This is a genomic window from Stenotrophomonas sp. ZAC14D2_NAIMI4_6 (assembly GCF_003086875.1).
Lineage (GTDB): Bacteria > Pseudomonadota > Gammaproteobacteria > Xanthomonadales > Xanthomonadaceae > Stenotrophomonas.
In genome coordinates this window covers 1,459,149-1,478,783 of the sequence record NZ_CP025996.1, presented here as the reverse complement: position 1 = coordinate 1,478,783, position 19,635 = coordinate 1,459,149, and the positions used below count along the sequence as shown (strand labels likewise).

Sequence of the window (19,635 nt, the reverse complement as noted above, 5' to 3'; positions counted from 1 at the left end):
GACGGGTTAGGATAGCGGCCATAAGGTGGAACCGCCACTGACCACGCAGGCTATGACCTGTCTGCGTTTCAAGAGTTCAATCTCACTTTTTTTTAACGTTTCAGGAGTCTTCCGTGGCCCCAGCCCCCGCCGAGCACCCCGTGACCGTGGCCGACGACGGTGCCGTCCGCACCCTCACCGTGCAGCGCCCGGAGAAGCTCAATGCACTGAACGCGGCCACCCTGCAGGCTTTGGCGCAGGCGTTCAGCGCCGCGGCGGCCGAGCCTTCGGTGCGGGTGGTGGTGCTGACCGGGGCCGGCCCCAAGGCCTTCGTGGCCGGGGCGGATATCGCGGAAATGAACACGCTCAGTGCGGTTCAGGGACGTGACTTCTCGCTGTTGGGCCAGCAGCTGATGCGGCAGATCGAGCGCATGCCCAAGCCGGTGATCGCCCGGGTGAACGGGTTCGCACTGGGCGGCGGGCTGGAACTGGCCATGGCCTGCCACCTGCGCATCGCGGCCGATACGGCCAAGGTCGGCCAGCCGGAGATCAACCTGGGGCTGATTCCCGGTTTCGGCGGCAGCCAGCGCCTGCTGCGCCTGTGCGGCCGCGCCGCCACCCTGGAACTGTGCCTGCTGGGCACCCCCATCGACGCCGCCCGTGCGCTGGCGCTGGGCATCGTCAACGAAGTGGTGCCCACCGATGCGCTGGACGCCCGCGTGCAGGCCGTGGCGCGGCAACTGGCGCAGTCGGCGCCACTGGCCCTGCGTGGCCTGCTGGACGCGGTACACGTGGGGGGCGAATGCAGCCTGGAATCCGGTCTGGAATACGAGAGCGCGCAGTTCGGCCTGCTGTTCGCCACCGAGGACATGCGCGAAGGCACCAGCGCGTTCCTGCAGCGCCGCCCGCCGGCCTTCCAGAACCGCTGACGTCATGACATCCCGACCCAACCCCGTGCAGCTGTTTGCCCGGGTCCAGGCAGACGATCTCGATGGCGCGCTGCAGGCAGGCCTGATGGACTACGTGGCCAGCACAGACGATGCGCGCCTGTTGCCCGACCACCCCGAACTTGCGCAGCGCCTGCTGCACGCCCAGCAACAGCTGCAGCGTGCCTGGGCCGCACGCGAGCGCTATCGCGACCGTGCCGTGCGCCTGGCCCGCCGCGAAGCCGAGCGCGATGCCCGGCGCATGCCGGCACCGGCGCCGGACGTGAAACCCGCCCTGCCCTCCGCCGCGGCCGCCATCCTGGCCCGGGCCAAGGCACGCGCGGCAGGCAAGGAACAGTAATGGCCACCGCGAAGAAGACCCCGCGCGCACCGGCGCGCCGCGGCAGCGTGATGCCGCGTGCCGACGTGGTGGAAATGTTCACCCGCCTGCGCGAACTCAATCCGCACCCGAAGACCGAGCTGGAATACAGCACGCCCTTCGAGCTGCTGGTGGCGGTGGCGCTGTCCGCGCAGGCCACCGACGTGGGCGTGAACAAGGCCACCCGCCGCCTGTTTCCGGTGGCCAATACGCCAGCGGCGATGCTGGCACTGGGCGAGGAAGGCCTGAAGAAGTACATCGCCACGATTGGTCTGTTCAACGCCAAGGCGAAGAACGTGATCGCCACCTGCGCGATCCTGCTGGAAAAGCATGGCGGCGAAGTGCCGCGCGATCGCGACGCACTGGAAGCCCTGCCCGGCGTGGGCCGCAAGACCGCCAACGTGGTGCTCAACACCGCGTTCGGCGAACCGGTGATGGCAGTGGACACGCACATCTTCCGGGTGGCCAACCGCACCGGGCTGGCCCCGGGCAAGAACGTGCGCGAAGTCGAGGACCGTCTGGTGAAGGCCATTCCGGCCGAGTTCCTGCTCGATGCGCACCACTGGCTGATCCTGCACGGGCGCTATGTGTGCAAGGCACGCAAACCGGATTGCCCGGGCTGCGTGATTGCCGATCTGTGCCGGTTCAAGGAAAAAACCGCGGCGTAGGCGGGAGGGCCAGGGTCGGATCCCTTTCGCAGAAAGGGCTCTGACCCGCCACCGAAAAGCATCCACGCGTGGCGCGGATCTACTGCAATCGGGGCGCAACCGCAGCGTCACACGCAAGCGTTTACATCGGCAGGCCCTGCCGTGGCGGGGCGTGTACTTGTGCGTGAACTGTCACATTTACGCAATCTTCACCTTCTAGCCTGCGCGCATCTTCCCACCTGCCTGCAAGGCTCCTTCCCATGAAACTGCATCACCAACTCCTGACGGTGGCCGTGGCTGCTGCGCTGTATGTGCCGGCTGCCCACGCTGAAGTCGCCATCGATGTGATCGGCGGTTCGGAAATCACCTTCGAAGGCCTGGTCCAGGCCGACGGCAACTGGTTCGACAATGACGTCGTGGACCTCAACGGCGGTGACGCCGGCAACGGCAAGGACAGCGAATTCGAACTGCGCCGCGCCGAGCTGGTGCTGAAGGGCAAGGGCCCGGGCAATGTGGAATGGGTGGTCGGCTACGACGCCAAGGCCGACAAGTTCCTGGACACCAACGTGAAGTACAAGCTGGCCGGCAACAGCAGCCACTTCCTGCAGCTGGGCCAGTTCAAGCAGCCCAACAGCCTGGAAGAACTGTCCAGCACCAAGAACAACGACTTCATTTCCAAGGCCGCAGTGACCAACACCTACGCCGTCGCCCGCCGTCTGGGTGGTGCGTACAGCTACGGCCAGGACAACTGGTCGGTCACCGCCAGCGCCTTCGGTCGCGAGCTGACCCGCAACCTGGCCCACGGCAGCGGCTACGGCGCACGCGGTACCTGGGCGCCGATCAACGACAAGGGCCAGGTGCTGCACTTCGGCCTGAGCTATGTGGACTACGACGCCGACGCCGACACCCTGCGCGTGCGTGCCCGTCCCAACGCCGATCTGGCCACCGCGCGCCTGGTCGACAGCGGCAACATGACCGACACCGACCGCGTCAGCACCGTCGGCGCCGAAGCCATGTACTTCCAGGGCCCGTTCAAGGCCCAGGCCGAGTACTACAGCAGCAAGGCCAAGCGCTATGACCACGACAACTACACCAGCGACGGCTACTACGTCAGCGGCGTGTGGAACGTGACCGGCGAAACCTGGAGCTACAAGGGCGGCACCCCGGGCACCGGCCTGCCGGACAACCCGGCCAGCGGCCAGTGGCAGCTGGGCGTGCGCTACGACCACATGGATCTGAACGACGGCAACCTGCGTGCCAACCCGGTGGCCGGCCGTCCGCCGATCGTCGATGGCGTGCTGGGCGGCAAGATGGACATCTGGACCGTCGGCGCCAACTGGTACTGGCGTTCGAACTTCAAGCTGATGCTGAACTACGTGATGGTGGACAGCAAGAAGTACAGCTCCAGCGCCCGCGGCTTCGTCAATGACGATCCGAACATCCTGGAAGCCCGCGCCCAGTTCTTCTGGTAAGCGGCGAGCGCTGCGGCGCCCGCGCTGCGCGTACCCAAGGCACGGCTTCGGCCGTGCCTTTTCTTGTTGCGGCCACCGCCACCCACGCTGTCATGGATGCGTCATGTGACAGACGCCGGGGTGTCACGCAACCGTTATGGAATGTGCACCGAAACGTCGGGCAGCCGCCCTTCGACCACCCCAGGAGTCTCTCCCGTGATCCACGCCTTCAAGTCGCGCGCCGCTGTCGCCATCCTGGCCGCATCGTCCGTGTTTGCCGCCAATGCCGCCGATGTGACCGGCGCGGGCGCATCGTTCATCTACCCGGTCATGTCCAAGTGGTCGGCCGACTACAGCGGCGCCACCGGCAAGAAGGTGAACTACCAGTCGATCGGTTCGGGCGGCGGCATTGCCCAGATCAAGGCGGCCACCGTGGACTTCGGCTCGTCCGATGCCCCGCTGAAGCCGGAAGAACTGGCGGCCGCTGGCCTGGCCCAGTTCCCGTCGGTGATCGGCGGCGTGGTGCCGGTGATCAACGTGGCCGGTGTTGCCCCGGGCGCGCTGAAGCTGGACGGCCCGACCCTGGCCAACATCTTCCTGGGCAAGATCAAGACCTGGAACGACCCGGCCATCGCTGCCCTGAACAGCGGCCTGACCCTGCCCAACGCCAAGATCACCATCGTCCACCGTTCGGACGGCTCGGGCACCACCTTCAACTTCGTCAACTACCTGTCCAAGGTCAGCCCGGAGTGGAAGAGCAAGGTCGGTGAAGGCACCTCGGTACAGTGGCCGGCCGGCATCGGCGGCAAGGGCAACGAAGGCGTGGCCGCCTACGTGAAGCAGATCAAGGGCGGCATCGGCTACGTCGAACTGTCCTACGCGCTGCAGAACAAGATGTCCTACGCAGCGATGAAGAACGCCGCCGGCAAGATCGTGCAGCCGTCCGACGCCTCGTTCTCGGCCGCTGCCGCCAGCGCCGACTGGGCCAGCGCCAAGGACTTCTACCTGGTCATGACCAACGCCCCGGGCGCCGAAGCGTGGCCGATCACCGCCACCAACTTCATCCTGGTGCGCAAGCAGCCCAAGAACGTGGCCGGCGCGAAGGCCACCCAGGAATTCTTCCGCTGGGTCTACAAGAACGGTGATGCACAGGCCAAGCAGCTGGACTACGTGCCGCTGCCGGACACCCTGGTCAAGCAGATCGAAACCTACTGGACCCAGAACCTGAAGTACTGAGTGGCGTAGCAAGGCGTTCCCCCGCAGGAACGGGGGCCGGCGGGTCCTCTCTCCCCCGCCGGCCCCAACGGGCGCTGGACCTTCGGGTCCGGCGCCTTTCTGTTTGTGGGCCCGGGTGTTTGTAGAGTCGAGCCATGCTCGACTGCGCTCGGGCGGCAGGGTCGTAGAGTCGAGCTTGCTCGACTGCCCTGGATGTTCAGTCGAGCAAGCTCGACTCTACAAAGGCTGCGCCCGCGCAATATGCGGGCCGCTGGCCCTCCCACGGCGGCCGCGCAACCCGTGAAACCCCCGTCAGAACGTGATGTCCGACACCTCTGTCATGGACGTCATACGGTTGTAACAAAAACATCATTTCATAGCCGCATCCGCCGACGGTGTCGGCTCTACCCCGCTATGGAGTGACCATGAAACTGCACTCGGCCGGCCTCGCCGCCCTTTCCCTGGCCATCGCCCTGGGCCTGTCGGCCTGCGGTGGCGACAAGCAGGCCGCGCAGCAGCCGGCCGCCGACAGCGCCGCCGCCCCGGCCGCTGCCGGCGACAAGGTGACCGCTGAAGTGTCCGGCGCCGGCGCCTCGTTCATCTTCCCGCTGGTGTCCAAGTGGTCGGCTGACTACAACACCGCCACCGGCGCCAAGATCAACTACCAGTCCATCGGTTCGGGTGGCGGCATCGCCCAGATCAAGGCCGGCACCGTCGATTTCGGTTCCTCCGACAAGCCGCTGAGCAGCGACGAGCTGGCCCAGGCTGGCCTGGCGCAGTTCCCGTCGGCCATCGGCGGCGTGGTGCCGGTCGTCAACATCGAAGGCCTGGAAGCCGGCAAGCTGCGCCTGACCGGCGCCCTGCTGGCCGACATCTTCCTGGGCAAGGTCAAGACCTGGAACGACCCGGCCATCGCCGCCGCCAACCCGGGCGTGACCCTGCCGGACGGCAAGATCACCATCGTCCACCGTTCGGACGGTTCGGGCACCACCTTCAACTTCTCCAACTACCTGTCCAAGGTCAGCCCGGAGTGGAAGACCAAGGTCGGCGAAGGCACCTCGGTGCAGTGGCCGGACGGCGTCGGTGGCAAGGGCAACGAAGGCGTTGCCTCCTACGTGAAGCAGATCAAGGGCTCCATCGGCTACGTCGAGCTGGCCTACGCCCTGCAGAACGCCATGCCCTACACCGCCCTGCAGAACGCCGCCGGCACCTGGGTGCAGCCGAACGCTGAAACCTTCGCCGCCGCTGCTGCCAGCGCCGACTGGGCCAGCGCCAAGGACTTCAACCTGGTCATCACCAACGCCCCGGGCGAGCAGGCGTGGCCGATCACCGCCACCAACTTCATGCTGATGCAGAAGAAACCGAAGGACGCCAAGCGCAACCAGGACACCCTGGCCTTCTTCAAGTGGGCCTTCGAGAACGGCCAGACCCAGGCCAACGAGCTGCATTACGTGCCGCTGCCGGCCGAACTGACCAAGCAGATCGAGGCCTACTGGGGCACCGAGCTGAAGTGATGGACCCGACGGTGCCCGCCCCGCGCGGGCACCGTCACTTCCACGTCGTGCCGCCCCCTTTCCTGGCCCTGCCGTCCCCATGAATGCCATCGCCCAGCCTGTAGCAGCCCCGTCCACGCGCGATGCGCGTGATGCCCGCAACGACAAACTGTTCCGATGGGTGCTGGTCGGCACCGTCATCTTCGTCCTGATCGCCCTGGCCTGCGCCGCGCTGTCCATGCTGTGGGGCGGCCGCCATGCCCTGCAGATGCAGGGCCTGAGCTTCTTCTTCTCCTCCGACTGGAATCCGGTCGAAAACAAGTTCGGCGCCCTCGCCCCGATCTACGGCACCCTGGTCACCGCGTTCATCGCGATGGTCATCGCCGTGCCGGTCAGCTTCGGCATCGCCTTCTTCCTCACCGAAGTCGCGCCGCGCTGGCTGCGTGGTCCGGTCGGCACCGCCATCGAACTGCTGGCGGGCATTCCCTCGATCATCTACGGCATGTGGGGCCTGTTCGTGCTGGTACCGGTGATGACCGAGTACGTCACCCCGTTCCTCAACGAAACCCTGGGCGAATGGCCGATCATCGGGCCGATGTTCCAGGGCCCGCCGCTGGGCATCGGCATGCTCACCGCCGGCTTCGTGCTGGCCATCATGGTCATCCCGTTCATTTCCTCGGTGATGCGCGAGGTGTTCCTGACCGTGCCGACCCGCCTGAAGGAATCGGCCTACGCGCTGGGGTCCACCAAGTGGGAAGTGAGCTGGGACATCGTCCTGCCCTACACCCGCTCGGCCGTCATCGGCGGCGTCTTCCTCGGCCTCGGCCGTGCCCTGGGCGAGACGATGGCCGTGGCCTTCGTGATCGGCAACAGCGTGCGCCTGTCGCCGTCGCTGCTGGAACCGGGCACCACCATCGCCGCGCTGATCGCCAACGATTTCGGCGAAGCCACTGAAACCTACCGCTCGGCGCTGCTGCTGCTCGGCTTCGTCCTGTTCATCGTCACCTTCGTCGTGCTGGCCATCGCCCGCCTGATGCTGATGCGCCTGTCCCGCAAGGAGGGCAACTGATGTCCACCACCGCTGACTCCCTGTACCTGCGCCGCCGCATCGGCAACGTCATCGCCATCACGCTGTCCTGCGCCACCGCCCTGTTCGGCCTGTTCTTCCTGGGCTGGATCCTGTTCACCCTGGCCTCCAAGGGCCTGGCCGGCATCAATCTTGATCTGTTCACCAAGATGACGCCGCCGCCGATGCAGGAAGGCGGCCTGGCCAATGCCTTCTTCGGCAGCGCGGTGATGTGTGCGCTGGCGATCGGCATCGGCACCCCGCTGGGCGTGCTGGCCGGCACCTGGCTGGCCGAGTACGGCAACGCCCGCAAGGCCGGCACCGTGGTCCGCTTCGTCAACGACATCCTGTTGTCGGCACCGTCCATCGTGCTGGGCCTGTTCGTCTACACCCTGTACGTGATGCAGACCGGCGGCAACTTCTCTGCCTTCGCAGGTGCCCTGTCGCTGGCCTTCATCGTGCTGCCGGTGGTGGTGCGCACCACCGACGAGATGCTGCGCCTGGTGCCTTCGCAGATGCGCGAAGCGGCCCTGTCGCTGGGCATCCCGCAGTGGAAGGTGATCGTGCAGGTGCTGTACCGCAGTGCGTCGGCCGGCATCATCACCGGCATCCTGCTGGCGCTGGCCCGCATTTCCGGCGAAACCGCACCGCTGCTGTTCACCGCCTTCGGCAACCAGTACTGGAACAACAACATCTTCCAGCCGATGGCTTCGGTGCCGGTGGTGATGAACCAGTTCGCCGGCAGCCCGTATGAATCCTGGCAGGTGCTGGCCTGGGCCGGTGCCCTGGTGCTGACTGTCTTCGTGTTGCTGGTCAGCCTTGCCGCCCGCGGCATCCTGCTGCGCAACCGTATCTCCCATGACTGACCTTTCCGTGGATAACGCCATGAACGACCTCTCCAACGCCGTGCCCATGCAGCGCATCGCGGTGCCGGCCTCGCACGAGAACCTGCACACGCCGTCGCCGGTCAAGCTGGCCGCGCGTGGTCTGGACTTCTATTACGACAAGTTCCACGCCCTGAAGGGCATCAACCTGGAGATTCCGGAAAAGCGCGTGACCGCGCTGATCGGCCCCTCCGGTTGCGGCAAGTCGACCCTGCTGCGCATCTTCAACCGCATCTACGCGCTGTACCCGAAGCTGGAAGCGCGTGGCGAGGTGCTGCTGGACGGCGAGAACATCCTCTCGCCGAAGTACCCGATGAACCGCCTGCGCAGCAAGGTCGGCATGGTGTTCCAGAAGCCGGTGCCGTTCCCGATGACCATCTTCGAGAACGTGGCCTACGGCATCCGCCACCACGAGAAGCTGAGCAAGGCCGACATGGCCGACCGCGTGGAACAGGCCCTGCGCCAGGGCGCGCTGTGGGACGAAGTGAAAGACAAGCTCAACCAGAGCGCGCTGGGCCTGTCCGGCGGCCAGCAGCAGCGTCTGTGCATCGCCCGTGCCGTGGCCCTGCGCCCGTCGGTGCTGCTGCTGGACGAGCCGACCTCGGCGCTGGACCCGATTTCCACCAGCCGCATCGAACAGCTGGTGGAAGAACTCAAGCACGAGTACACCATCGTCATCGTCACCCACAACATGCAGCAGGCCGCGCGCGTGTCTGACTACACCGCCTTCATGTACCTGGGCGACCTGATCGAACACGACCGCACCGAAGTGATCTTCTCGCAGCCGTCGCAACGGCAGACCGAGGACTACATCACCGGTCGTTTTGGCTGAATCGTCGATCGAATCACAGACAACGTCAGTCGAGCATGGCTCGACTCTACCGAGCGGAACAACCATGAATCTTCCCAACGACCATATCGTCAAGAGCTACGACGAAGAGCAGCAGCGCCTGGTGGCCGAAATCGTGCGCATGGGCGAGATGGCCGTCGCCCAGCTCGAAGCGTCGATGGACGTGATCGAGAAGCGCGATGAGAACGCCGCCCATCGCATCATCGCCAACGATGAAGCCATCGATGCACTGGAACAGCAGATCAGCCACGACGTGATGCGCCTGGCCCTGCGTGGCCCGATGGCCCGCGACCTGCGCGAGATCCTGGCCGGCCTGCGCATTCCGGCCGACATCGAGCGCATTGGCGACTACGCCGCCAACGTGGCCAAGCGTTCCATCGCGCTGGGCAAGGTGCCGCCGCTGCCGCAGATCCAGGGCCTGCGTGCCCTCGGTCGCTTGGCCGCGCAGCAGGTGCGCCGCGCCATCGCCGCCTACCGCGACAACGATGCCGACGCCGCGCTGGAACTGCGCCAGGACGACGCCCGCCTGGACGCGCAATACACCGCGCTGTTCCGCGAGCTGCTGACCTACATGATGGAAGACCCGCGCAACATCACCCCGTGCACGCACCTGCTGTTCATGGCCAAGAACCTGGAACGCGTAGGCGACCACGCCACCAACATCGCCGAGAACGTGTGGTTCCTGGTGCATGGCGAACAGCCGCTGCCGCCGCGTGAAAAGCGCGACGAGACCTCCAGCACCGACGCAATCTGATCCCGCACTGCAACACTGAAGTGGGGTCCAAGGGGCCGCTGTCCATGTGACAGCGGCTTTTTTTTGGCGGGTTTCCCGGCGGCCCATCCACGCATGGCGTGGATCTACCGCCGCCCACGCCATGCGTGGATGCCCCGTGCCCCACCGCCCGGTAGATCCACGCCATGCGTGGATGGGGGGCAGCGCCCTTTCCTGCGGAAAGGGATCCGACCCCGGCCTCCCGCACGGGTGGACCGACGCCACTCCTCACGAAAATTTTAGCTTTCGGCGAAGATTCCTTGAGTAGGATCGCTGCACCATCGTTTCACCCCGGGCAGCCGCCCACCACCCAAGGAGTACGACCGATGAGCAGTTCCAACAAGACCCTGTCCCTGCTGACCGCCACTGCCCTGGCCGCAGGCCTGGGCGTGACTGCCAGTGCTTCGGCCCTGAGCATGACCGACCTTGCCCAGGGCTATCTGGTGGCCGGCCAGGCTGCCAAATCCGGCGATGCCAAGGCCACCGACGCCAAGGCGGCCGATGCCGCCAAGCACGCCGAGGGCAAGTGCGGCGCGGACGGCAAGAGCGCCGAAGGCAAGTGCGGCGGTGACAAGGGCAAGGCCGCTGCCGGTAGCGCTGCCGACAGCAAGGCCAAGACCGAGGCCGGCAAGAAGGCGGCCGAAGGCAAGTGCGGCGAAGGCAAGTGCGGTGGCAAGCACTGACGCTGCGGCCAGCGTCGTCCACCCACGGTTGCCGCTGCCCGCGGCAGCCGTCGGGTTGGGCCTGCGGCGGGCGCTGCTGCAGGACCTGCGCGATGCCCCGGCCGGCGATTTCGATTTCCTGGAGTGCGCGCCGGAAAACTGGATCAACGTGGGCGGCCCTGCCGGCGAGGCGTTGGATGAACTGGCCCGGCGCCATCCACTGAGCTGCCACGGCCTGTCCTTGTCGCTGGGTGGCAGTGCTGCGCTGGACACCCAGCTGCTGCAGCAGGTCGGCCGTTTCCTCGAGCGCCACCGCGTGCCGCTGTACAGCGAGCACTTGAGCTACTGCAGCGACGAGGGCCAGTTGTACGACCTGCTGCCGATCCCCTTCACCGATGAAGCGGTACGCCATACCGCCGCCCGCATTGCCCACGTGCAGGACATCCTGGGCCGCCGCATCGCGGTGGAAAACGTGTCCTATTACCTGGCTCCGCAGCCGGCGATGGATGAGCTGGCCTTCACCAACGCCGTGCTGGCCGAGGCCGACTGCGACCTGCTGCTGGACGTCAACAACGTGTACGTCAATGCGTGCAACCATGGCTACGATGCCGACGCGTTCATTGCAGGCCTGCCGGCGCAGCGCATCGTCTGCCTGCACGTGGCCGGTCATCTGGACGAGGCTCCGGACCTGAAGATCGATACCCACGGCAGCGCGGTGATCGACCCGGTGTGGGCGCTGCTGGAACGCAGCTACGCCCGCTTCGGCCCGCGCCCCACCCTGCTGGAGCGCGACTTCAACTTCCCGCCCTATGCCGAACTGCTGGGCGAACTGCACACCATCCGCCGCCTGCAGGCCCGCCATGCGGGAGCTGCACATGGCTGACGCTCCAACCACCCTGCGCGCGCAGCAGCACGCGCTCACCGCGCACCTGCGCGACCCGCAGCACGTGCCCGCGCCCACCGATCTGGATCCACGACGGGTAGCGGTATACCAGCGGTTGCTGTTCAACAACCTGCTGGGCCTGCTCGGCAATGGCTTCCCGGTCTGCGTGCGCCTGCTCGGCGAACCGGCCTGGGCCGATCTGGTGCGGCACTACTTCGCCCACCATCACGCGCGCACACCGCTGTTCACCGCGGTGGCGGCCGAGTTCGTGCAATGGCTGCAGGCGCAGCCGCAGCTGCCCCACCCCGCGCTGGCCGAGCTGGCGCACTACGAATGGGTGGAAACCGAGCTTTACCAGCGCACGGCCGAGCCGCTGCCACCGGCCAGCGGCATTGACCCGATGCAGGTGCCGCTGCGCTGCTCCGCACTGGCCTGGCCGCTGCTGTACGCCTGGCCGGTACACCGGCTGGGTAGCGATGATGCCCCTGCCGAAGTGCCCGCCGAACCCACCGGGCTGCTGGTCCGCCGCGATGCCGACGGTGCGGTGCGCTTCGCCCAGCTCAGCCCGTTGGCCGCACATCTGCTGATGCTGATCGCCGAGGCGCCAGGCGCTACCGGCCAGCAGCACCTGCAGCAACTGGCCCGCCTGCACCAGCTCGACGCCGGTGCATTGATCGAACCTGGCACACATCTGCTGCAGCAGTTCCTGCAGGCCGGGGTGATCGGCCCCCTGCCCACCGTGGCCTGATCCACCCAAGGAGATTCCCCGATGAAAACCTCGCCCCTGGCTGCCCTGCGCGGCCAGCTGGACCGCTGCGGCCCGTGGTTGGCCCCGCTGGGCCTGCGCCTGCTGCTGGCCTGGGAGTATTTCGAATCCGGCCGCGAGAAGCTGCAGGGCCAGAACTGGTTCGCCGAGCTGCAGCAGGCCTTCCCGTTTCCGTTCGACCAGCTGCCGGCCAGCGTGAACTGGCAGCTGGCGACCTGGTTTGAACTGGTCGGCGCGGCCTGCCTGCTGTTCGGCCTTGGCACCCGCTTCGCCGCGGCCAGCCTGCTGGTGCTGACCGCGGTTGCCACCTACGCCGTGCACTGGCCAATGCACTGGAATTCCCTGGCAGACCTGGCCATGGGCTATGCGATCAGCGACCAGGGCTTTGGCAACTTCAAACTGCCGGTGCTGTTCATGGCCATGCTGCTGCCGCTGCTGTTCAGCGGTGCGGGACGGTTGAGCCTGGATGCGTGGATGGCACGCTGGGGCGCCACGGATCGGTAGGTGCCAACCAAGGTTGGCACGCGGTGTGCCAACCTTGGTTGGCACCTACCGGAATCCGGGTCGGCCAGGTCGCACACGTTACACGCCGATACGCACCGAAACCGCAGAAACGGCGGATTTAATCGCCTATTCATGAAAAAAATCCGATGCTGGATCCGTGGCCTCGACGACCACGTCCTTCCCCCGGAGTTGCCCCATGAAGCGCCTGATTGCCGCCACCCTTTCGCTGACCCTGCTGGCCACCGCCATCTCGCCCGCCATGGCCGCACCCTACGGCGCCGGTGGCCGCGACGACCACCATGGCCACAAGGATCACCACGACGACCGTCGCGATCCGCCGCGTCGCGGCCACAAGCTCGCCCACGACCATCGCGGCGAGTACGTGCGCGATTACCGCCACCATGGCCTGCATGCCCCGGCCCGCGGCCAGGAATGGCGCAAGGTGGACGGCCGCTACGTGCTGATTGCCGTGGCCACCGGCGTCATCGCCGACGTGGTGCTGGCACGTCGCTGACCTGTCCGCAGCGTCCCGGTCACGCACTGCGTGGCCGGGCGCTCAGGGTCGCTCTGCTAGAATCCGCGCATGAATGACCCCACCCCCGCACCTGACGCCGCCCCTGTTTCCGTAGCACCGCCGGCGCAGCGCGCGATGTCGCAACGCTTCCGCGGCTTCCTGCCGGTGGTGGTGGACGTGGAAACCGGCGGCTTCGACAGCCAGCGCAATGCGCTGCTGGAAATCGCCGCCGTGCCGATCGAGATGGACGAGAACGGCCTGCTCTACCCCGGCCAGACCGCCAGCGCGCACGTGGTTCCGGCCGAAGGCCTGGAGATCGATCCGAAGTCGCTGGAAGTGACCGGCATCATCCTGGACCACCCTTTCCGCCTGGCCAAGGAAGAAAAGGCCGCGCTGGACCACATCTTCACCCCGGTGCGCGCAGCCATGAAGAAGTACGGCTGCCAGCGCGCGATCCTGGTGGGCCACAACGCGCATTTCGACCTCGGCTTCGTCAACGCCGCGGTGGCCCGCACCGGCCACAAGCGCAATCCGTTCCATCCCTTCAGCGTGTTCGACACCGTCACCCTGGCCGGCATCGCCTACGGGCAGACCGTGCTGGCACGCGCGGCCAATGCCGCCGGGCTGGGCTGGGATGCCAACGAAGCGCACAGCGCGGTGTATGACACCGAACAGACCGCCCGGCTGTTCTGCACCATCGCCAACGCCTGGCCGCGATAAACAGCCAACGGCGGCGCCCCTCGCGGCGCGCCCGGCCACGGACAGTTTCCTGTCCCGCCACGGAAACATCAGAAAAACGAAGTGCAGTAGCAACTGTCTTGTCAGGGGCTGCCGAGGGCCACCTCGGCGTCCCGCTTGCGGGCATTGAGGATCACCAGCATTTTGCGCATGACCGCAACGAGGGCCACCTTGCTCGCCTTACCCTTGGCTTGAATCCGGCGTGGGGACCCAAGCTACTTCACGGTCGCAAGACCTGGATCCACACGGTCGCCCACGCCGGGCTCTCGGCACCCAAGGTGCCAGATCGGCAAGAGATAAGATCCACGCCATGCGTGGATGAATGCATCGGTCGTGCGGACCAACGGTCCGCACCCATCGCCCACCGGGCTGTGGATGGGCATCAACCGATGCTGGTGCGGTCGCGGCCGTCGCTCTTGGCGCGGTAGAGCGCGCGGTCGGCGCGCTGGTACAGCAGTGCCGGCGTGCGGTCGTCCGCCGCCAGTTCCACCAGGCCGGCACTGAAGGTCACCCGCAGCGCGGGCACGCCTGCCCAGTCGGCATGGTCGTGGAACAGGCCGCGCAGGCGCGCGCACAGCTGCGCGGCTTCTTCCAGGCGGGTGTCGTTGAGCAGCAGCGCAAACTCTTCACCACCGGTACGCGCCGGCAGGTCGGAATCGCGGCTGGCGGCGGCAATCAACTGCGCCACTTCCACCAGCACGGCATCGCCGATGCTGTGGCTGTAGGTGTCATTCACGTCCTTGAAGTGGTCGATGTCCAGCACCACCAGGCACATCGGGTGGCCGCTGCGCTGCGCACGGGCGAAGTCACGCGCGAGCGTTTCATCGAAACCACGGCGGTTGGCCAGGCCGGTCAGCGCATCCTCGCGCGCCTGCCGTTCGAATGCTTCGGCCTGCCGCGCCAGGCGCTCGGCCAGCTCGGTCTTTTCCTGGTTCAGCGCCTGCAGGTGCACGGTCTGCGCCTGCAGGTCGAAGGTGGCCTCATCCACGCGCTGGGCCAGGCGCAGGTTGCTGGAGCGGTAGCGCTGCAGCAGGAACCGGTACAGGGCCACCAGCCCGGCAATCAACAGCAGCGCGATCAATGCCTGCACGCTGTGCCGCTGCCACCAGAACGGCTGCACGCTGAAACTCCAGACCGCTTCCTGCTGGCCCCAGGCGCCGCCGGGATGCGCGGCCGACACATGCAGGGTGTAATCCCCCGGCGGCAGGCCGATGAATTCGACGCTGCGCTGGGCGCCGCGTTCCACCCAGCCATGGTCCAGCCCTTCCAGCCGCGTGCGGTAGCGGATGCGGTCGGACATCAGGTAACTCAGGCCAACGAAGCTGACCGCCAGCCGGCGCCCGCCCGGAATGGAATTGTGGTCGGTGCCTTCCCAGTGCACCGGCACGCCATCCACCTGCACGCTCTCGATGGCGGCAGGCGGCGCCGGGCGCTCGCGGAAGCGCTGCAGGCGCTGCGGGTCGACCGTGCTCAGGCCGCCGGCAGTCACCACCCAGAAGGTGCCGTCCTGGCGCAGGATCGCCGACGGACCGGAACTGCCGTTGGCCTGCGCGTTGGCCATGCCATCGATCTCGTTGTAGCGCTCCACCGACACCCGCGGCGCGCGACCATCGGCCACCGCGTTGAGCGTGGCCATGTCGGTCCGCAGCACGCCGCGGTTGCTGCTTACCCAGACATTGCCCAGGCGGTCGGGCACCAGCTGGAACACCGTATCCACCGGCATGCCCTGTTCCAGCCCCACGCGCGACAGGCGCCCGCCCTGCCAGCGGTACAGGCCGCGGTCGCTGCTGATCCACATGGCTTCGCCGATCTGGCGGAAGCCGAACACACTGCGGCCGCCGCCCAGCGCGGTCAGGTCGATGCGCTGCACCTTGCCGCCGCGCAGTACATGGATGCCGTCGATCGTGCCGATCCACAGATTGCCCTGGTGGTCGTGCTCCAGCGCCGTGATCAGGCCGCTGGGCATGCCCGGCACGCGTGACACCTGCACACGGCTGCCCTCGATGGAGACCACGCCCTTCTGCGTGCCGGCCCACACCACGCCGTCGGCGCCTACGCTGATCGCGCGGATGTTGCCGCCGGGCATGCCATCGGCCGCATCGTAGTTGTGCCGCAGCTGGCCCTGCGCATCCAGCCGGTACACGCCGTCGCCGAAGGTCCCCACCCACAGGTCGCCGTCGGGCCCCTGCGCCAGACTCAGCACCGACGGCGCCTTGCCGCCGCGGTTGTGCAGCGGCATGGCACGGAAGTGCCCATCATCGGTCTGCACGTCCAGGCCACTGGCACTGCCCACCCACAGGCGGCGGTCGCGGTCCTCGAACACCGTGCGCACGTAATCGCCGCTCAGGCCGTCGCGTTCGGTGTAACTGCTGAACAAGGTTTCGCGCAGCCGGTACAGGCCGCCATTGGCGCCCACCCAGATGCTGCCTTCGGCATCCTCGCGCAGGCTGACCACGCGCCCGCCCGGCAGGTTCAGGCCGGCCGGCAGGCGCTCCATGCCGTGCGCGGAAATGCGCAGCAGGCCCTGGTTCTCGGTGCCCAGCCAGATATCGCCATGGCGGTCCTGCAGCATGGCCGTCATGTGCAGCTGGCCGGGCAGGCGGTGTACCAGCACCAGGCGGTCATCTTCCACCCGGTACAGGCGCTCACCGGCCACGATCCACAGCGCACCATCGGGCGCCCGGTACGGCCAGGACAGGCCACTGCCCACGCCCCAGCCCGGCGGCGCGCGCTTCATGTCGCCGTCTGTGTCGCGCAGCAGCAGGCCGTCCAGCGTGCCGATCCACACCCGGTCCTGGGCGTCCACCACCAGCTTGGTGAAGCTCATCGCCACCGGCAGGCCCGGCGGCGGGGTCTCGAACACCATGCCGCCGTCGGGGGTCAGGTAGCCCAGGCCCTTGCCTTCGTACAGCAGCCACAGGCGGCCCTGGCTGTCCATCTGCATGGCCTGGATCAGCACCTGCGGGCTGTTCGGCCCGTGCTCCCAGACCCGCCAGCGGCCATCGCCAGAGCGGTAGCTGACGTTGCCGCGCGAATCGCTGATCCACAGGCCGCCCTGCCGATCGACGTAGAGCGCGCCGATGCCATTGTCCGGCAGCCCCGGTCGGGTGCTGCGGTCGAAGACGGTGAAATCCAGCCCGTTGTAGCGCACCAGCCCTTCCCAGGTGGCGAACCACAGGTGCCCTTCCGGGGTCTGCGCGATGTCGCGCAGCGAGTTGTGCGGAAGCCCGTTGCGCGAGGTCCACACATCAATGGCGTAATCGCGCAGCGGCGGCGCGCCGTCCTGGGCCGCGGCCAGTGGCGGCGCCAGAGCCAGCAGCAGGCACAGCAAGGCCCACCGCAGCAGCGGTGCGATCCAGGTTCCCGGGTGGCGCCCCGCCAGGCGCCTGCCAGCCCCCTTTCCGCCCATTACCGCAGGGGCAACGGCCAGGTGCGGTTGCCCGGGCAGGCAACAGGCAGCAACGGGGTCAGCTGGGCGGCACGGGGCCGCACGCCGGCACGAACGGGCTGGGTCATCGGTCAAGCGCTGGGAAGTTGACGCGAATGATAGGGCAAACACCCCCTTCGGCGTCACCGCAGCCCCGGCGCCCGGCCGTGATGTCATCCACGCATGGCGTGGATCTACTGGCGCGCCTGGGTGCTGGCCGGCCAGTGCACCACGGCCTCCAGGCCGCCGGCCGGCCGGTTGCGCAGCCACAGGCGGCCGCCATCCTTTTCGGCCAGGGCACGGGCGATGGTCAGACCCAGCCCGGCGCCGCCGGTTTCGCGCGAGCGCGACGTCTCCACCCGCACGAACGGGTCGAACACCGCTTCCAGCTGGTCGTCGGCCAGGCCGGGGCCATCGTCGGCCACCACCACGGTGATGCCCTCATTATCGCGTTCCACCCTTACCCGCACCCGCTGCGCGTACATCACCGCGTTGTCCACCAGGTTGGAGAACAACCGGTGCATGGCCAGCGGGCGCAGCATCAGCACCGCCCCGCTGCGGCCCTGGAAGGCCACGTCGGCACCGCCCTCGGCGGTGTCCTCGACAATGCTTTCCAGCAGCGAATCCAGGTCCAGGGCGGCGCGCTGCTCGGAACTCTCGGCGCTGCGCGCCAGTTCCAGGCCTTCGCGCACCAGCGCCTGCATGGCGGCCAGGTCGCCGATCAGGCGTTCGCGCAGGGCTTCGTCGCCCACGTTTTCCAGGCGCAGGCGCAGCCGGGTCAGCGGCGTCTGCAGGTCGTGGGTGATCGCCGCCAGCATCTGCGTGCGCTCGGCCAGGTGCCGCTGCAGGCGCTGCTGCATGGCGTTGAAGGCCTCGGCGGCGCGCTGCACCTCGCGCGGGCCGCGCAGCGGCAGCGGTGCACGCTGCAGATCGTCGCCCAGTTCTTCGGCAGCCGACGCCAGTTCCTGCAGCGGCTTGCTGGACATGCGCGCCACGATATAGGCCAGCACGCCGATGGCCAGCACCAGCAGGGTCAGGAACAGCGGATCGACCGCCAGGATGCCGTTGTGCGCCACGGCCGGCGAATCCAGTGCCAGCTTCAGCAGGGTGCCGTCGCTCAGCGTCACATCCACCGCCCGGCACTTGGGCGGAATGAAGGACGGATCGCGCTCGCGCGGCGGACGTCGATGACCATTCGGCGGCGGCGGTGGCGGCAGGAATTCCTGCAGGCGGGGAATGCAGGAACGGAACGAGGTGAAGTGCACATGCGCGCGCGCCACCGGTCCGGCGCGGTCATCGAGCACCTGCATCAACGCGGTGTCCTGCCGGCCCAGGCGCGCATCCGGCGGCAACGAACGCACACTCGGCCCGCCGGTCTCCAGCAGCCGCTCGCGCAGCTCCGGGTTGCCGTCGAGCATGTTCACGTAGCCCTGCAGGCGATCGGCCACGCGGTTCAGGTTCTGCCGCTCGAATTCCTGCTGGCGCTTCGAAGAGGCCAGCATGGTCGCACCGATCGCGGCCACCGCCATGCCCAGCAGCAGGATCACGAACAGCCGTCCCACCATCGAGGACAGGAAGTGGCGCAGGCGCTGCATCGTGGTTATTCCATCTGCACCGACGAGGCCAGCACGTAGCCTTCGTTGCGCACGGTCTTGATCAGGCCATCCGGACCGCCATCGTCGGCCAGCTTGTTGCGCAGGCGGCTGACCTGCAGGTCGATCGCCCGGTCCTGCGCTTCATAGTTGCGGCCACTGCTCAGCGCCACCAGCTGTTCGCGCGACAGCACCTTGTTGGCATGGGCGATGAACACACGCAGCAGACGGAATTCGGCGCCGGACAGCACCACCACGCGGCCATCGGGGTCCACCAGGTGGCGGTGCTCCAGGTCGAACACCCAGCGCGAGAAACGCGCGCGGCGCACGGCCAGCGGCTCCAGGTTGGCCGGCAATGCTTCGGTCCGGCGCAGCACGTTGCGGATGCGCGCCAGCAGCTCGCGCGGTTCGAACGGCTTGGCCAGGTAATCGTCGGCGCCCATTTCCAGGCCCAGCACGCGGTCGATCGGCTCGGCACGCGCGGTCAGCATGATCACCGGTGTGTTGGACCGTGCGCGCAGGTCGCGGCACAGGGTCAGGCCGTCTTCGCGCGGCAGGTTCAGGTCCAGCACGATCAGGTCTACGTGCTCGCGGTCCAGCAGCTGGCGCATGCTGGTGCCGTCGGCGGCGGTGCTGACCAGATAGCCGGCCTTGCCCAGCTGTTCGGCCAGCAGGGTGCGGATGTCGTTGTCGTCGTCGACGATCAGCAGTCGATGCATCGGGGTTTCGGTCTCCATGTGGCGATTTTCCCGTGTCGGGAGCTGAACCGCATCCTGGCCATTGCGTAGCACTGTATCCACGGCGGGGCCGGATACCTGTGGTTACGCACTCTGCCCGACAGTGTTACATACAGACACACCCCGAGGATTGAGCGCGGCCTCGTCGGC

At 67.4% G+C, this 19,635-nt stretch carries 19 protein-coding genes and 1 pseudogene; 16 read left to right on the top strand and 4 right to left on the bottom strand.

Annotated elements, in window-relative coordinates:
* Nucleotides 1-113: 113 nt before the first annotated feature.
* The 16 genes from C1933_RS06740 to rnt all read left to right on the top strand — a co-directional run bounded on the left by C1933_RS06740 (nucleotide 114) and on the right by rnt (nucleotide 13,711).
* Nucleotides 114-908, top strand: a complete 795-nt coding sequence (locus C1933_RS06740; protein ID WP_199911423.1) for an enoyl-CoA hydratase-related protein — start codon at nucleotides 114-116, stop codon at nucleotides 906-908.
* A 4-nt stretch (nucleotides 909-912) separates the two neighbouring features.
* Entirely contained in the window at nucleotides 913-1,266 is a 354-nt protein-coding gene (locus tag C1933_RS06735) for a hypothetical protein (RefSeq protein WP_108752637.1), read from the top strand.
* Entirely contained in the window at nucleotides 1,266-1,952 is a 687-nt protein-coding gene (gene nth, locus C1933_RS06730; protein ID WP_108752636.1) for an endonuclease III, read from the top strand. The genes C1933_RS06735 and nth overlap by 1 nt, the downstream gene beginning before the upstream one ends.
* 239 nt (nucleotides 1,953-2,191) lie before the next feature.
* Nucleotides 2,192-3,403 (top strand): OprO/OprP family phosphate-selective porin, encoded by a 1,212-nt coding sequence (locus C1933_RS06725; RefSeq protein WP_108752635.1) that lies wholly within the window; start codon nucleotides 2,192-2,194, stop codon nucleotides 3,401-3,403.
* Nucleotides 3,404-3,598: 195 nt separating this feature from the next.
* The gene (gene pstS / locus C1933_RS06720; RefSeq protein ID WP_108749108.1) at nucleotides 3,599-4,618 is read left to right on the top strand and encodes a phosphate ABC transporter substrate-binding protein PstS; all 1,020 of its coding nucleotides are present in this window, start codon (nucleotides 3,599-3,601) and stop codon (nucleotides 4,616-4,618) included.
* Between the two features lie 404 nt (nucleotides 4,619-5,022).
* Nucleotides 5,023-6,111: a phosphate ABC transporter substrate-binding protein PstS gene (gene pstS / locus C1933_RS06715; RefSeq protein ID WP_108752634.1), complete on the top strand. Its 1,089-nt coding sequence runs from the start codon at nucleotides 5,023-5,025 to the stop codon at nucleotides 6,109-6,111.
* A 79-nt stretch (nucleotides 6,112-6,190) separates the two neighbouring features.
* Nucleotides 6,191-7,159: a phosphate ABC transporter permease subunit PstC gene (gene pstC / locus C1933_RS06710; protein ID WP_079221293.1), complete on the top strand. Its 969-nt coding sequence runs from the start codon at nucleotides 6,191-6,193 to the stop codon at nucleotides 7,157-7,159.
* Nucleotides 7,159-8,022 carry a phosphate ABC transporter permease PstA gene (gene pstA / locus C1933_RS06705; RefSeq protein ID WP_108752633.1) on the top strand — a complete coding sequence of 288 codons (864 nt, stop codon included), beginning with the start codon at nucleotides 7,159-7,161 and terminating at the stop codon, nucleotides 8,020-8,022. The genes pstC and pstA overlap by 1 nt, the downstream gene beginning before the upstream one ends.
* A 19-nt stretch (nucleotides 8,023-8,041) precedes the next feature.
* On the top strand, nucleotides 8,042-8,872 hold the full coding sequence (gene pstB / locus C1933_RS06700; protein WP_108752632.1) for a phosphate ABC transporter ATP-binding protein PstB: 831 nt from the start codon (nucleotides 8,042-8,044) through the stop codon (nucleotides 8,870-8,872).
* Nucleotides 8,873-8,936: 64 nt separating this feature from the next.
* A complete protein-coding gene (gene phoU, locus C1933_RS06695) occupies nucleotides 8,937-9,644 on the top strand; it encodes a phosphate signaling complex protein PhoU (protein ID WP_108752631.1) in 708 nt (235 codons plus the stop codon).
* A 344-nt stretch (nucleotides 9,645-9,988) separates the two neighbouring features.
* Nucleotides 9,989-10,345 carry a hypothetical protein gene (locus tag C1933_RS06690; RefSeq protein ID WP_108752630.1) on the top strand — a complete coding sequence of 119 codons (357 nt, stop codon included), beginning with the start codon at nucleotides 9,989-9,991 and terminating at the stop codon, nucleotides 10,343-10,345.
* Nucleotides 10,332-11,207 carry a DUF692 domain-containing protein gene (locus C1933_RS06685; RefSeq protein ID WP_108752629.1) on the top strand — a complete coding sequence of 292 codons (876 nt, stop codon included), beginning with the start codon at nucleotides 10,332-10,334 and terminating at the stop codon, nucleotides 11,205-11,207. The genes C1933_RS06690 and C1933_RS06685 overlap by 14 nt, the downstream gene beginning before the upstream one ends.
* A complete protein-coding gene (locus tag C1933_RS06680) occupies nucleotides 11,200-11,955 on the top strand; it encodes a putative DNA-binding domain-containing protein (RefSeq protein ID WP_108754761.1) in 756 nt (251 codons plus the stop codon). The genes C1933_RS06685 and C1933_RS06680 overlap by 8 nt, the downstream gene beginning before the upstream one ends.
* Before the next feature lie 21 nt (nucleotides 11,956-11,976).
* The gene (locus C1933_RS06675) at nucleotides 11,977-12,477 is read left to right on the top strand and encodes a DoxX family protein (protein WP_108752628.1); all 501 of its coding nucleotides are present in this window, start codon (nucleotides 11,977-11,979) and stop codon (nucleotides 12,475-12,477) included.
* Between the two features lie 196 nt (nucleotides 12,478-12,673).
* A complete protein-coding gene (locus C1933_RS06670) occupies nucleotides 12,674-12,991 on the top strand; it encodes an RcnB family protein (protein WP_108752627.1) in 318 nt (105 codons plus the stop codon).
* A gap of 135 nt (nucleotides 12,992-13,126) precedes the next feature.
* Entirely contained in the window at nucleotides 13,127-13,711 is a 585-nt protein-coding gene (gene rnt / locus C1933_RS06665) for a ribonuclease T (RefSeq protein WP_012510544.1), read from the top strand.
* A gap of 101 nt (nucleotides 13,712-13,812) precedes the next feature.
* Here rnt and C1933_RS06660 read toward each other — a convergent pair.
* The 4 genes and pseudogenes from C1933_RS06660 to C1933_RS06645 form a co-directional block, all read right to left on the bottom strand.
* Nucleotides 13,813-13,932 (bottom strand): annotated as a pseudogene (locus C1933_RS06660) (IS110 family transposase); the annotation flags it as partial.
* A 179-nt stretch (nucleotides 13,933-14,111) separates the two neighbouring features.
* Entirely contained in the window at nucleotides 14,112-17,138 is a 3,027-nt protein-coding gene (locus tag C1933_RS06655) for a ligand-binding sensor domain-containing diguanylate cyclase (protein WP_108752626.1), read from the bottom strand.
* A gap of 212 nt (nucleotides 17,139-17,350) precedes the next feature.
* Nucleotides 17,351-18,751, bottom strand: a complete 1,401-nt coding sequence (locus tag C1933_RS06650; RefSeq protein ID WP_108752625.1) for an ATP-binding protein — start codon at nucleotides 18,749-18,751, stop codon at nucleotides 17,351-17,353.
* A gap of 5 nt (nucleotides 18,752-18,756) precedes the next feature.
* Nucleotides 18,757-19,485, bottom strand: a complete 729-nt coding sequence (locus C1933_RS06645) for a response regulator (protein ID WP_108752624.1) — start codon at nucleotides 19,483-19,485, stop codon at nucleotides 18,757-18,759.
* Nucleotides 19,486-19,635 lie beyond the last annotated feature (150 nt).

What these genes read in the sequence shown, in the direction of transcription:
- C1933_RS06735 (WP_108752637.1), top strand. Translation starts at nt 913, where the DNA reads ATGACATCCCGACCCAACCCCGTGCAGCTGTTTGCCCGGGTCCAGGCA.
- nth (WP_108752636.1), top strand. Translation starts at nt 1,266, where the DNA reads ATGGCCACCGCGAAGAAGACCCCGCGCGCACCGGCGCGCCGCGGCAGC.
- C1933_RS06725 (WP_108752635.1), top strand. Translation starts at nt 2,192, where the DNA reads ATGAAACTGCATCACCAACTCCTGACGGTGGCCGTGGCTGCTGCGCTG.
- pstS (WP_108752634.1), top strand. Translation starts at nt 5,023, where the DNA reads ATGAAACTGCACTCGGCCGGCCTCGCCGCCCTTTCCCTGGCCATCGCC.
- pstC (WP_079221293.1), top strand. Translation starts at nt 6,191, where the DNA reads ATGAATGCCATCGCCCAGCCTGTAGCAGCCCCGTCCACGCGCGATGCG.
- pstA (WP_108752633.1), top strand. Translation starts at nt 7,159, where the DNA reads ATGTCCACCACCGCTGACTCCCTGTACCTGCGCCGCCGCATCGGCAAC.
- pstB (WP_108752632.1), top strand. Translation starts at nt 8,042, where the DNA reads ATGAACGACCTCTCCAACGCCGTGCCCATGCAGCGCATCGCGGTGCCG.
- phoU (WP_108752631.1), top strand. Translation starts at nt 8,937, where the DNA reads ATGAATCTTCCCAACGACCATATCGTCAAGAGCTACGACGAAGAGCAG.
- C1933_RS06690 (WP_108752630.1), top strand. Translation starts at nt 9,989, where the DNA reads ATGAGCAGTTCCAACAAGACCCTGTCCCTGCTGACCGCCACTGCCCTG.
- C1933_RS06680 (WP_108754761.1), top strand. Translation starts at nt 11,200, where the DNA reads ATGGCTGACGCTCCAACCACCCTGCGCGCGCAGCAGCACGCGCTCACC.
- C1933_RS06675 (WP_108752628.1), top strand. Translation starts at nt 11,977, where the DNA reads ATGAAAACCTCGCCCCTGGCTGCCCTGCGCGGCCAGCTGGACCGCTGC.
- C1933_RS06670 (WP_108752627.1), top strand. Translation starts at nt 12,674, where the DNA reads ATGAAGCGCCTGATTGCCGCCACCCTTTCGCTGACCCTGCTGGCCACC.
- rnt (WP_012510544.1), top strand. Translation starts at nt 13,127, where the DNA reads ATGTCGCAACGCTTCCGCGGCTTCCTGCCGGTGGTGGTGGACGTGGAA.
- C1933_RS06655 (WP_108752626.1), bottom strand. Translation starts at nt 17,138, where the DNA reads ATGGGCGGAAAGGGGGCTGGCAGGCGCCTGGCGGGGCGCCACCCGGGA.
- C1933_RS06650 (WP_108752625.1), bottom strand. Translation starts at nt 18,751, where the DNA reads ATGCAGCGCCTGCGCCACTTCCTGTCCTCGATGGTGGGACGGCTGTTC.
- C1933_RS06645 (WP_108752624.1), bottom strand. Translation starts at nt 19,485, where the DNA reads ATGGAGACCGAAACCCCGATGCATCGACTGCTGATCGTCGACGACGAC.